The organism is Gracilibacillus kekensis (assembly GCF_900143085.1).
GTDB lineage: Bacteria > Bacillota > Bacilli > Bacillales > Amphibacillaceae > Gracilibacillus > Gracilibacillus kekensis.
The window spans coordinates 257,044-270,861 of sequence record NZ_FRCZ01000002.1; the positions used below are offsets into that span (position 1 = coordinate 257,044).

Sequence of the window (13,818 nt, forward strand, 5' to 3'; positions counted from 1 at the left end):
TTGGTTAGCTCTGACTCTATCTCCCTCTTTACTTCCCTACTTCAATCCGTTTCCAAGTTTCATGATATAACTAAGATAGACCCCGATAAGCATGAAAATAAATTTTAAATGATTGAAAGAAACTGGAATATACATATTTTCATAGAATCTATTGAAAATAACCATGTATACTCCAGCTACTTATATTTGAAACTAATTACCTTATTTAATAATTGGCATCTGGGTCGAAATAGTCTTCTACATTTTCCGGAGTAATCGGTGTTGCATCAAGAACAATATTGTGTGGAATTAATTCTCCTTGGAAACCATCTAACGTCTCACCTGCTAAAATTTTTGTTGCAAGGTTAACACCGATAGCACCCATTTTTGGAGTATAAGTGACTGACACCGTCACTTCGGGTTGTGTTCCTTCTATCATCATGTTATAAATTTCTTTCATACCACCAGAACTTACGATAAACATCTCTTCTTCGCGTTGTGCATCTTTTATCGCCTGAACAATACCTACCGTCATATCATCATCCTGAGAAAAAACAGCATCGATTTCATCGTTTGCTAGTAAAATATTTTCCATCGCAGCTAAAGAAGCTTCTGCAGTAAAATCACCTGGTTGACTTGCCACAATTTCAATATCTGGATAATCAGCAATATAATCTCGAAATCCTTGCGAACGCAAATCCGTTACAGTAGAAGGTACTCCACTAATTTCTACCACTTTACCAGCTGGTTCCCCATTCCTTTCAATCAATCCTTCTACCAAATACTGTCCATCAACCCAACCAATACCGTAGTTGTCACCACCAATATAAGTACGGAAATTTTCCGTTTCTAAACCTCTGTCTACATTAATTAATGGGATACCTGCTTCTGCGATTTTTTCTGCCGTTGGGGTTAATGCTGCAGATTCCAGAGGCAGCATGACGATCGCATCAACACCTTGTGTAATGAGATCATCGATATCTGAGGATTGCTGTGCAGGATCATCTGCCGTGACTAAACTATATTCGATATTATCGTGTTTTTGAGCTTCTGCTTCCGTGTTCTGAACCATGGCTCCCATCCATCCATGTGTAGCAGCTGGAAGTGAAATGCCGATGGTATACGTACCATCTGAAGAATCTGATTGTTGTTCTTCCTCAGCTTCGCTTTCTTCATCCGTATTTTCCTGTTCTGTATTATCTTGTTCATTCGATGTATCTTCAGTTGTGGATTCATCACTATTATCAGTACACGCTACCAGTAATAAACCTATCATAATAACTAACATAAATTGCATGAGCTTTTTCATTTGTTACATTCCCCCTCATATTTAAATGATTCCAAAAACAAAACATAATGTACTATTTCCAATCACATGACCAATCCCCCCTTTACAGTACAATTTATACGATATTAGATTTTCTGCAATTTTATGATCTCTTCTGTAAGAGTACGGCTACAAGGATGATTGCACCTTTCACTGCCCCTTGTATATATGGTGATATATTCATTAGATTCATAATATTACTGAGGATTGCTAGAATAAGAATCCCAAAAACAGTTCCAATAATTTTCCCCTGGCCACCCGTTAACCTTGTTCCGCCAATAATAACGGCAGCTATTGCATCCAATTCATACATCGACCCAGAGCTCGATGTTGATACTGAATTTAATCGCGATGTTTCAATAACGGCACCAATAGCAGCTGTTAATCCACAAATCATATATGCTGCAATCGTCACTCGTGTAATTGGAACAGCAGATAAGTGTGCAGCTCTTGAATTTCCACCTACAGCATAGATATGACGTCCAAAAGCTGTTTTTTCTAACAAAATAAACGAGATTACTACCACAATGATGAAAACATAAACCGGTATTGGTAATCCAAATAAATATTCATTTCCTATAATGGTATAATCAGAATTCAACCCGGAAATAGCACCGGCATCTGCGTAATATAAAGCTGCAGACCTTGCAATGGTCATCATCGCGAGTGTGGTGATAAAAGCTGCAATTTTTCCATAAGTAATGACTAAACCATTTACCAACCCGACTAACAATCCCGCAAACAATCCAAAAAGTATTGCTGTAAAAATCGAAGCACCAAAATCTACTTGAGAAGCCATAACAACTGTGCCAGTTAGTGCCAATACAGATCCGACAGATAAATCAATACCTCCAATTAAAATAACAAAAGTCATTCCTATCGCTAAAATACCAATAACAGAAATTTGTCTTAACATGTTTGTTAAATTTAACGGTGTTAGAAAATGTTCACTTGCTATTGATGCAAGAATAAACAGAATAATAAATGCGAAAATCACGCTGTAATTCGCCCAAAAATATTGCAGCCAAATGAAAAACTTATTATTTGAACTCGACCTTTCTTCTACTTTAGCCTCTGGAGATGTTTGCATATTTGACATATTTTAAGCTCCTCTCTTATAAACCTGTTGCTTTTCTCATTAATACTTGTTCTGATGCTTCTTCATGGCTAAATTCACCATTGATTTCACCGTTATACATCACTAATATTCGATTACATATACCTAATAATTCAGGTAATTCTGATGATATTACGATAACTCCTTTGCCTTCTTTGGCTAAATTGGAAATTAAATGATAGATTTCTCTTTTTGCACCAACATCTATTCCACGTGTTGGTTCGTCAAAAAAGAAAATTTCTGTATCAGCGACTAACCACTTGGCAAGTACTACTTTTTGTTGATTCCCACCACTTAAGTTCTTCACTGCCTGGTACATGTTATAAAGCTTTATATTTAAATCTTTTATTTGTTGTTGAATATCTCTGTATTCTGACTTCTTGTTGACAAAACCAGCACGCTTGTATTTCTTTAAGCTTGGCAAAGTAATATTGTTAGCAATACTCATATCTAAAATTAATCCAGTCTCTTTGCGATCCTCTGTTGCGAAACCAAAGCCATCCTGCACAGCTTTGATGGGTGATTTGTATTTAATTTTTTTTCCTTTCCAATATACTTCTCCTTCATCTGCAGGATCTCCACCAAAGATAGCATTTGCTAATTCACTTCTTCCTGCACCAATTAAACCTGAAAATCCAAGAATCTCCCCTTGTTTTAAGCTGAAATTTATATTATTAAAATGACCACTCTGTGTTAATCCTTCCACACGTAGAATTTCTTTTCCTATGTTTGCAGGGACAGAGGGATACATATCTTCTAACTCTCTCCCAACCATTAAATTAGCGATATCATGTTCAGTAAAATCCTGTATCTCTGCTGTTTTCACCCATTTCCCATCACGTAATACGGTGAATTTGTCACAAATGATCTTTAATTCTGGCAATCTATGAGATATATAAATAATGGAGACGTTTCTTTTCTTCAACAGCTGCATTAATTCAAACAACTTAGAGGTTTCTTTTTCCGTTAATACCGCTGTTGGTTCATCCATAATTAAAATATCAGGTTTTAAAGAAAGCGCCTTCAAAATTTCAACTACTTGTTGTTCTCCAATACTTAAATCTTTAACCAACGCTTTTGGGTTTAGGTCTAAATCAAATTGCTTTATTAATTCTAATGTGTTCCTTTTCATTTTTTTATAATCTACAAAGCCTAGATTTTTTGGTTCTCTCCCTAAAAAAATATTCTCAGATACGGTTAAATAAGGAATTAGATTTAATTCCTGATGAATGATTGAAATACCTAATTTTTGTGATTCAGATGGAGAAGAGATAGCTGCCTTTTTTCCTTGTACGAATATTTCGCCACTGTCTGGTTGGTATACGCCGGCAATGATTTTCATTAAAGTAGATTTACCAGCTCCATTCTCTCCCACCAAAGCGTGAACTTCCCCCTCATTTAATTGAAAATCTACTTCATTGATGGCAACTACATTGCCAAATTTCTTAATAATTCCTTTCATTTCTAAGATCATGAGCAATCCTCCTTTATTTAAAATTAAACTTTTTACTGATACAATAAAGTGAAACCACAATCAGGGCGTTAACGAATCCTTTTAGGAAGTTATCGTCTGTTTGGTTATACCGTAGAAAAGTGAATATTCAGAGCAAAAATGTATTTACTGACTATTTGGATGTATATGATCGCCTTCCTGTTTCATATTCTCTATTTCTTGATAATCCGGTTCACCTTCTGGATGCTTTTCATAATGATGATGAAAATGATCAAAAAAATCTTTATAATATTGATCCTCTTCGTTACTGCCGATCCAACCAATTTTATATCCCCTACTATAATAAATCGTTGCAGGAAGAGATATATTATCCAAATCCAATAAAGGCAATAAATCCTTATTTTGACTGGCATTAAAGCGAGATACTGTGATGTTTTGTTGTTCTGCTAAAGGAAAAATGATCGAATCCATTTCTTCGCATGCATCACATCCAGATTCATACACGTAAATAAATTCACCGGTTGGGCTTCCCATCAGGCTAATTAAAGCTGCCCTTATTTTATTTTCTTTACCTGTCAACTCATATTCCTTCCATTCTTCTGGTATATCTCCTGCTTGCAGGCTTTTATTATCAATAAGATCAAATACTATAAGCGTTATCACAACTAAAATTACTATTATACCTATACAACTAAGCCATATCTTATACCTAAGTCTGTTCGAGTTTTTTTTTGACAGTTTAGACTTCATCAATAGAAAAAAACCCCCTTATCAATAATGTGAGAACACACCATGCTGGGAAACGCTTGTGTTTTTTGTTTAAGTTATTATGGATACTATAATAGTAAGAAACAGTTGAAGGTTACTTCATCTTCACATGTTAAAATGATATTGTTATCAGCTTAATAAATTACATATGTACTAATGTATTCTGGTAGTAGACCCCTTTACTGCTGGGGTCTACTTTACCTGTACAACTTTTGACCAGTGGGGATATTACATAAGTTTAGAGCTGTGATCAAATGGAATGTGATAGATTGATAATTGATTTAGTAAAAGAATAACGAATCTGATCTACACACTAATATTATCTTTCTTCACCCTCTGTTTGTTCAGCAGTAAACGTCCACTTCAATTCTAAGGAATCACCTTGGAATTCATTTTGATCTTGTCCATTATCTACAAATTCGAACTTAACCGAAAGATCATCTAGTGTGTCTGCTTCTAAACCGCCGTCTTCAAATATGACCGGGTTAATTTCTTCTGCAACTGCTTCCGGACTCATTGTCTTTAAATCGGCTAAAGAAGTTTCAAAAATAACTTCATCTAATTTATCCATGTTGGATAAAAATGAAACCTGAATGTGTTTACCAAAATCTTCTGAATTATTACTATTTGCATCATTCACCGTATAATCAGTATCTAATAATACCTTTGAAATATCTAACGTACCGTCGTTGATCAATTCAAATGTACGAACCATCGTATCCCCTGGTTTAATATTGTCCACATTAATAATTTCTGTTGGGTTTACTGATAAATCCAACGTTCCTGCTGCAAATGTGTTATTTGTTACTTCCGTATCACTAAAGTAAGCGTATGTTCCTCCTCCAATTAGTGAAATACCTAATACTGCAGATGCTAAACCTAATCCTAGTTTCTTTTTAATACTCATATAAAACTCCTCCTGATTTTTTACCCACATGGGTTATTTATTTTAATTTCCCAAACGAGAAATTAGAACCTTTATTGATTTGCTTAGATCGATCGTCTACACTTACATAGTTTGTCCTATCAACAAACATTGCATGAAGATGTGGTATTACTTGAAATAGAAGTTTTTTCATACCATAGTTCTTATTAAAGAATGTAGATCGGTTTTATTTTATTAACTTAATTAACACAGCTGTTAATATTTTAGTATCCAAGGGAAACCTTTATAATTCGGAGTAATATCTATGATTAATTTCATTCTTTATAAAGAACGTTTTTACAAAAAATAAAACTCTATCTAATAGTAGAGTACAGGAAGCAATCTTTGGAGCTAAACAAAAGTAAGTTTTATTGAAACCGCTTACTTTTATGTTTTTTTCAAATTTATCAGATTTTACTAGACTTGTCAATGAACAATTCTAAATTTTTACATAATTATTAGTTATTACCCATTTATTGCGACAAATCCCATCTTTTTAAAAAAGGTACGGATGAATATACAAATGTCTATTTCCAGTATTCATGCTAATACAATTTTACATGAAGCAGTAACGGTTCAGTTGAGGCTCCATGTAAAATTGAAGAAGTTTTAATATTATAATTTTCTGTCACGTTTTTCCAGCAATAGTCTTAGCTCCACCTACGTTCTTATAAGTTGAAAGAGCGACATTCAAAAATGAACACAGCAGTGAAAATAAGCTGAATTAGTAATACCCTCATGCGTTAAGTTCATCTATCACTCTTTCCACACCCGATACGCCCGAAGTAGCCAAGCCATAAATATAGTTCATTTTAATCGATATCGCGTCGGCACCCTGAAGGAGATATTGATTTAAATTTTCTTGTGTCTCCACATCTGTTTCAATCACCACTTTTAGTTTATCCCCAACAATTGTATTCACCTTTGCTAAAAGATCTGTCGTTGATGAAGGAATATTTGTGAATATAAGTCCGTCTATTTGATGACGCAAGGCACTGCGAACATCATCTATCGTCAAATCTCCATAAATATATATAGGAAGTGTAGTGAATTGTTGTAAATAACGAATATCCTCCCAAGTTATTTCACGATCCTGATATTCCTGAGTAATTTGCTCCTTAATAGTTAGGGAACTTTTATAGTTCTTTTTTGCAAAAATTGGATCTACTATAAAATTGGTAATTCCTTTATCCAATAAATCTGCATTAAGGTTTACTGTATCATCTGAGATCGATAAAATAATGGCTTGATATCCTGAAAGTTCTGCCCTTTGAATAAAGTTTTTAGTCAGTGAACGATCTTTGAAAAGATGGGCCTGGAACCATAACTCACTATCTGGTACAGCATCACTAATTTCTTCTAAACTATATGCAGAATGACTGCTAACAACAAAAGGTATCCCTTGTTTTTGTGCAGCTATTGCACTAGCAAGTTCACCATCCTCATGGAAATATGTCTGTGCTCCAATCGCTCCTAATAACAAAGGAGAAATTTTATTTTTTGATGGTTCTCCCTTATTCAACTGGAAAGAGGTAGGACGTATACTTGGTTTTGTGATCTCGCTCAAATAATCCTGAGAATCTTTTGACAATTGGTTAATAGCCCTTTCCTTTACTTCTTCCTCTTTACTTTTGCGGATAATTGTTTTTACCATTTTCTTATTCCTCCTAATAGTAAGGGAAACAAAAAGTCCCTCTTGATAGATCAAGAGAGACTAACATTTATTATCTCCCTCTTATTTTTCAAACAATTGTTTGCAGGATTTAGCACCTTTTAAGCATTTGCTTAAGGTTGCCGGGTTTCATTGGGCCAGTCCCTCCACCACTCTACATAAGAGTATTTATATGTTTATATTTTAACTTTATCACGGTATAATCGTCCGTAAAACCCCCACTTGAAGATTCGAGCGAAAGCAAAGAAGTTAAGGTGGGGGATAACGGACGCTAACTTCCTAATAAGTTTCGCTAGCAATCAGCGGGAGTGTAAAACTCCCTCTGATTGAAGTCTTGCTTTATTAGCTCTTTCGATTTCTAATGCTTTTAATTGTCGTCTTAAAATTTTTCCACTAATTTTGGTTTTCGGCAGTTCCTCCACCACTTCAATTTCCCTTGGAGCGGCATGTGCAGATAAGTTCTTTCTAACAAAAATGCGAATTTCCTCTAACAATTCTTTGGATTGGCTAAAGCCCTGTCGTAAAGTTATAAAAGCTTTTACAAGTTCCCCGCGTAATTCATCAGGTTTACCAATCACACCAGCCTCTTCCACTGCCGGATGTTCGATTAATTTACTTTCCACTTCAAAAGGTCCAATCCGCTCACCAGCAGAATTGATCATATCGTCGTTACGACCTTGGAAGAATACATAACCTTCCTCATCTTGTAATGCTAAATCCCCAGAAATGTACCAGCCTTCATATTGGAAATAGGATTTGAATTTATCCTGGTTTCCCCAAATCTCTTTCATCAATCCTGGCCACGGAGTTCGAACGGCTAATTGTCCTACTTCACCACGAGGTAACTCTTGCCCTTCATCATCTAATATACCAATCTGTACTCCTGGAAAAGGCCTTCCCATTGATCCAGGTTTGATTTTTTCAGCAGGGAGATTAACGATTAAATGTCCACCTGTTTCTGTCATCCACCATGTATCATGAATTCGTACTTTCAAGCTATTCCATGCCCATTGAATTACTTCTGGGTTTAATGGTTCCCCGACACTTAATACATGTCTGACGGATGAAAGATCATACTTTTTATATAAATCTCCTTGTGATAACAACATACGGAAAGCGGTAGGAGCACTGTACCAAATCGTCACCCCTAGCTCTTCTATCAGAGAATACCAGTTTTCAGCACTAAAACGTCCACCTTGAATAACAACAGTCGCTCTATTTAATAACGGGGCAAATAGACCATAAACACTACCTGTTACCCATCCTGGATGTGACGTACACCAGTAGACATCTTCATCCTTGATATCTAACACCCATTTACCTGTTACAATATGATGCTGAACTGCACGATGAGCATGTAAGACACCTTTTGGCTTTCCAGTTGAACCACTCGTATAATGAATAATTAATCCGTCTTCCCAGTCGACCCATTCGACAAATTGATCACCATCCACTGATTGTAATGGTTCTTTTTCAATATCTTCGACATATAAAATAGTATGAAGAGACGGGATATCCTGTTGTGGTACTCGTTTGGCTAGTTCTTGATCGGTAATTAACAAGGTACCATCACAATCATTGATTCGGTCTCGTACCGCATCTTCCATAAATGCCTCAAATAATGGGCCAGCAATAGCTCCCACTTTAATAGCCGCTAAGATGGCAATATAACATTCTGGTGTTTTAGGCAAAAAGATGAATACACGATCCCCTTTTTTAACACCGTTTTCCTTTAAAATTCTTGCATAATGATCTGTTTTATCTTTTACTTCTTTAAATGTATAAGATCTCTTCTCAGTCTCATTTATATAATGTAAAGCTGTTTTGTCTCCAAATCCTTCATCCACATGACGATCAATCGTCTCATATGCTGCATTAATTTTCCCTGTTTTGGCTGCAGACAGTAACTTTTTCGCATCTTTCCAGTCAAAATTTTCATAAATCGTGTCATAGTTACTAAGATTATAGATACCATCTACTTTTTCTATATGTGATGTTGCTTGTTTTGTCATGAGATTATCCCCCTTGAAGACGATTTACTTTTTATTTAAGTCCAGGCATTCCAAAATTTCTGATTTCAAATGTGCTAAATATTCACTACCACGATCCCGTGGTCTTTCCTGATCTACTCTGATTTCTCTTTCGACTTCTCCAGGCTGTCCTTTTAAAATTACGACACGATCACATAAATACATCGCCTCGTCAATATCATGTGTCACCATAACAATAGTAGATTGATACTTTTTCCAAACATCTAGTAACAAATCCTGTAGTTGCATTTTAGTAAAGGCATCCAATGCACTGAAAGGTTCATCTAATAGTAAGATTTCTGGAGACGTAACAAGCGCTCGTGCGATTGCCACGCGTTGCGCCATACCACCGGATAATTCGCGAGGATAAAGTGATTCTTTACCACGTAAACCAACACTTTCTAAATAATCAATTGCTCTATTTTCTTTGTCTTTACGTTTACCTGTCAATCCGAATGTCACATTATCTAGCACATTTAACCATGGTAACAATCTAGGTTCCTGAAAAATAAAACTTGCTGTATCCTGAATTTGTCTGGAGACATTGCCGTTAATTTCAATTTCTCCATCATATTCTGAATCCAATCCGGATATTGCTCGTAATAAGGTACTTTTCCCACACCCACTTGTGCCGAGTAAACCAATAATTTCTCCTGGTTCTACTTCTAAATTAACGCCTCTAACAGCAGTAGTTCCATTAAATGTACGACTAACATCTCTAAGTGCTAAACTCATGTTAAATACCCCTTCCTATTTCTCGAGCCGATCTTGCCAATGCAGAGAACGAACTTCTACTTGTTTTAAAACCCAATCTGAAAGCTTGCCAATAATCGCAAAAAGGATAATACTTGCTAAAATCGTTTCCGGACTCGACATATTCTGACCAAACACAAGTAAGAAACCAAGACCTTGGCTAGCACCCATTAATTCTGCAGCTACGACAAACATCCAGCCAAGTCCTAATCCACTACGCATCCCTACTAAAAAGGAAGGTAATGATGCCGGAAGAATGATTCGTTTGACAAGTTGGAAGGTATTTAAACCATACATTTTTCCTACTTCAATTAACTTTCGATCGACACCTAAAATCCCACTAACAATGTTTAAGTAGACAGGGAAAAATACCCCAACAGCAATCATTACTACTTTTGATGTTTCTCCGATACCCATCCATAAAATAAACAATGGTACCCATGCTAGAGATGGAATCGAACGAAACGCTTGAATCATTGGATCAAATAATTGTTCGGCCTTCTTATAAAAACCAACTACTGCACCTAAAACAATCGCTGCAACTGTTCCGATAATAAATCCTGCGAAGACTCGGTACGTGGTGATCCAAATATGTCCCCAAAGTGACCCATCCTGACCCAAACTAATGATTTTTTCTAAAATAGTAGTTGGAGCTGGTAGTTGATTGGAAGGGACAACGCCAGCACGACTGAGCAGCTCCCATAAGACAATCAACGCAACTGGAATGATACTTCCGTATAAGACAGTTTGTAATAACGATCCTTTATTCTTTTTTGAGGAATCTTGTTTTCCCTTCTGTTTTATATCGATTTGCGCTGGACTAGCATATCCAGAGACTGTACTATTTTGCTGTTCTGCCATTGTTTGCCCCTCCTATTAACCTTTACCTATTATTCAATAACACTTTCTGCATATTCTGGATTAATCAATTCATTGGTTAATGCTTCGACATCATCATCTTCTTCCAGATCTCCTGCTTGTTGTAACACATCGCCAGCAGCCTTAATTGCTTCTACATGCGCATCACCAGGTACTGGATTATCTAGAATTGTTCTTTCTACTAGTTGAATATTTGCAACTTCGGTACTGATATCGGCTTCTTCTGCTAACAATTCTGCCGCTTCATCAGGATTTTCCAAAACCCATTTACGAGCTTTTTCATATACTTCAATGACTTTTTCAACATATTCTGGGTTATTTTCAGCAAACTCTTCTCGTACATTTAGAAAACCATACGTATTTAAATCAATATCTCTAAAAAACAATTCTGTGCCTGACTCTAACTCATGCTTTGCCATGTGCGGATCAAGTCCTGCCCATGCATCAACATCACCATTTACAAGCGCGTTGCCACCATCAGCATGCTGAAGATTAACTAATTCAATATCATTAATAGTCATACCTACAGAATCAAGTGCTCTCACTAGGAAGATGTATGGATCTGTACCTAGAGTTGCTGCAACTTTCTTACCTTTTAGATCTTCAATGGATTCAATTCCTGATCCTTCGTTGGTTACTAATGCTGTCCACTCTGGTTGTGAATAAACATATACATTTTCTAATGGTACATCATTTGATTCTGCGATCAGTGCTGCTGCACCTGCGGTTGAACCAAAGTCAACACTGTCACTATTTAAATATTCAATCGCTTTGTTACTTCCTTGACTTAGAGTCCATTCTACCTCGATACCTTCTTCTTCAAATGCTTCTTCTGCCCATCCAAATTCTTTTAATACAATACTTGTTGGTGAATAATAAGCATAATCTAAACGAATTTTTGATGGTTTACCTTCTGCTTCACTATCAGATGAACAACCTACTGCTAATAATAAAATAATGCCAAATACTGCGATTGCTAAAAAACTTCTTAAATCAATTAATGGTACTCTTTTCATGATAATGTCCCCTTTTTTCTTTTATTTTATATTTCACATGCATACGTTGAAATCGTTCCTCTTAATCGTTGTGCTTCTTTATAAGTACAGCGGTTATGCACTACTTGCAGGCCTCCTTCTAAAGCAACTTGTTCTGCCTTCGGTGATACTACACCTTCTTGTAACCAGAATACTTTCGGATTTACTTCAATTGCTTCTTTGGCAATTTCGATTGCTGCATCTGGACTGCGGAATACTTGCACAATATCAATATCTACCGGTACACTCTTCAAATCCGGATATGCTTTTTCTCCTAGAATTTCTGTTTCTCTTGGATTGACCGGAATGATTTTATAACCAAGTCGTTGCATTTTTCTTGCAAGACGGTAACTTGGTCTTGCTTCTTTGCCGCTTAAACCGACAATTGCTAACGTTTTTTGGCGTGTTTTTTCTTCACCATTTTCTGTATAACGCTGATGTGGTGAATTTAACGCCCACTTAATAATACCTTCATCATTAACGATAATTTGCTGCTGTTTGTCTGTACCGATGCCAGTTGCTTTCGTTAGTGCTTGATCTAAGTCGTTTTTGATATCTCGAAAAGATTCAATACCAACCGATAAGCGAACTAACTCTTCTGTAACTCCGGTTTCATCTAATTGATCTTTTGTTAATTGCTGGTGCGTTGTTGATGCGGGGTGTATAATTAATGATTTTGCGTCACCAACATTGGCAACATGTGACCAAAGTGCAACATTATTAATTAAGTCACGTCCAGCATCTCTGCCGCCTTTAATACCGAATACAATGATCGATCCAAATCCATTATTTAAAATCCGTTTTGCTAAACCATGGGACGGATGACTTTCAAGTCCCGGGTAAGTTACCCACTCAACTGCTTCATGACTGTTTAAATATTCTGCAAGTTCTTGAGCATTTTGATTATGACGTTCAATTCGAATGTGTAAGGTTTCTAATCCCTGGAGAAGTTGGAAGGCATTAAATGGACTCAATGCTGCACCAAAGTCTCTTAATAGTTGAACTCTCACCTTCGTAATAAATGCTAACGTACCAAAATCAACTGCGTAACGAATGCCATTATAACTTGGATCAGGTTCCGTAAATGCTGGATACTTTTCAGAATTCCAATTAAATCGCCCACCATCAATAATGATTCCACCAATCGAAGTACCGTGACCACCTATCCATTTGGTTGCCGAATGTACAACGATATCAGCACCTAATGTTATTGGCTTACATCCAAATGGTGTAGCAAACGTATTATCAACAATTACCGGAACACCAGCATCATGTGCAATCTCTGAAACTCTTACCACGTCTAATACTTGCAATCCAGGGTTACCGATAATTTCACCGTACACAGCTTTCGTTTTATCGGTGATTGCTGCTTTAAAGTTCTCTGGATCTGTTGGATCAACGAATTTTACGTTAATGCCATATCGTGGAAGTGTCACATTAAAAAGATTGTAAGTCCCACCGTATAAGTTAACCCCTGCCACAATTTCATCACCTGCGTTTGCCAGGTTTAGGATCGAAAGCGTGATAGCTGACATACCCGATGCAGTGGCTACTGCTGCAACTCCATCCTCTAACAGTGCTAATCTTTTTTCAAAAACATCTACTGTTGGGTTTCCGATTCGTGAATAAATATTACCTGGTTCATCTAGAGCGAATAATCGTTCCGCATGTTCGGTATCGTGAAATACATAGGAAGTAGACTGATAGATTGGTACCGCTCGTGAACCTGTTGTCGGATCTGGTGCTTGACCGCCATGTAAGTGAATTGTCTCTGGATCATATGTTGAATTTTGAAAGTCTGTCATTGCTATTTCCTCCTCGATTTTCTATTTCAATCATTTTTTGGTAATAAAAAAGCCTTCTTCGATAAGAAGAAGGCTT

General features: G+C 36.5%; 11 protein-coding genes and 1 riboswitch. All 11 genes read right to left on the reverse strand.

Annotated elements, in window-relative coordinates; translation table 11 throughout:
- Nucleotides 1-205: 205 nt before the first annotated feature.
- Nucleotides 206-1,288, reverse strand: a complete 1,083-nt coding sequence (locus BUC25_RS06770) for a substrate-binding domain-containing protein (protein WP_073201021.1) — start codon at nucleotides 1,286-1,288, stop codon at nucleotides 206-208.
- Nucleotides 1,289-1,409: 121 nt separating this feature from the next.
- Complete coding sequence (locus tag BUC25_RS06775) at nucleotides 1,410-2,405, reverse strand: ABC transporter permease (RefSeq protein ID WP_073201023.1); 996 nt, start codon at nucleotides 2,403-2,405, stop codon at nucleotides 1,410-1,412.
- 16 nt (nucleotides 2,406-2,421) lie between these two features.
- The gene (locus tag BUC25_RS06780; protein WP_073201024.1) at nucleotides 2,422-3,897 is read right to left on the reverse strand and encodes a sugar ABC transporter ATP-binding protein; all 1,476 of its coding nucleotides are present in this window, start codon (nucleotides 3,895-3,897) and stop codon (nucleotides 2,422-2,424) included.
- Nucleotides 3,898-4,041: 144 nt separating this feature from the next.
- On the reverse strand, nucleotides 4,042-4,629 hold the full coding sequence (locus tag BUC25_RS06785; RefSeq protein WP_170862658.1) for a hypothetical protein: 588 nt from the start codon (nucleotides 4,627-4,629) through the stop codon (nucleotides 4,042-4,044).
- Between the two features lie 334 nt (nucleotides 4,630-4,963).
- Complete coding sequence (locus BUC25_RS06790; RefSeq protein ID WP_073201028.1) at nucleotides 4,964-5,551, reverse strand: CalY family protein; 588 nt, start codon at nucleotides 5,549-5,551, stop codon at nucleotides 4,964-4,966.
- A 754-nt stretch (nucleotides 5,552-6,305) separates the two neighbouring features.
- Complete coding sequence (locus tag BUC25_RS06795; protein ID WP_073201030.1) at nucleotides 6,306-7,223, reverse strand: alpha-hydroxy-acid oxidizing protein; 918 nt, start codon at nucleotides 7,221-7,223, stop codon at nucleotides 6,306-6,308.
- A 78-nt stretch (nucleotides 7,224-7,301) separates the two neighbouring features.
- Nucleotides 7,302-7,406: riboswitch (SAM riboswitch) on the reverse strand.
- Nucleotides 7,407-7,540: 134 nt separating this feature from the next.
- Nucleotides 7,541-9,253 (reverse strand): acetate--CoA ligase, encoded by a 1,713-nt coding sequence (acsA, locus tag BUC25_RS06800; RefSeq protein WP_073201032.1) that lies wholly within the window; start codon nucleotides 9,251-9,253, stop codon nucleotides 7,541-7,543.
- Nucleotides 9,254-9,277: 24 nt separating this feature from the next.
- A complete protein-coding gene (locus tag BUC25_RS06805) occupies nucleotides 9,278-10,006 on the reverse strand; it encodes an ABC transporter ATP-binding protein (RefSeq protein WP_073201034.1) in 729 nt (242 codons plus the stop codon).
- 15 nt (nucleotides 10,007-10,021) lie between these two features.
- Complete coding sequence (locus BUC25_RS06810) at nucleotides 10,022-10,885, reverse strand: ABC transporter permease (RefSeq protein ID WP_073201035.1); 864 nt, start codon at nucleotides 10,883-10,885, stop codon at nucleotides 10,022-10,024.
- Between the two features lie 29 nt (nucleotides 10,886-10,914).
- Nucleotides 10,915-11,919, reverse strand: a complete 1,005-nt coding sequence (locus BUC25_RS06815; RefSeq protein ID WP_073201037.1) for an aliphatic sulfonate ABC transporter substrate-binding protein — start codon at nucleotides 11,917-11,919, stop codon at nucleotides 10,915-10,917.
- 26 nt (nucleotides 11,920-11,945) lie between these two features.
- Nucleotides 11,946-13,742 carry a PLP-dependent aspartate aminotransferase family protein gene (locus BUC25_RS06820; protein ID WP_073201040.1) on the reverse strand — a complete coding sequence of 599 codons (1,797 nt, stop codon included), beginning with the start codon at nucleotides 13,740-13,742 and terminating at the stop codon, nucleotides 11,946-11,948.
- Between the last annotated feature and the right edge of the window lie 76 nt (nucleotides 13,743-13,818).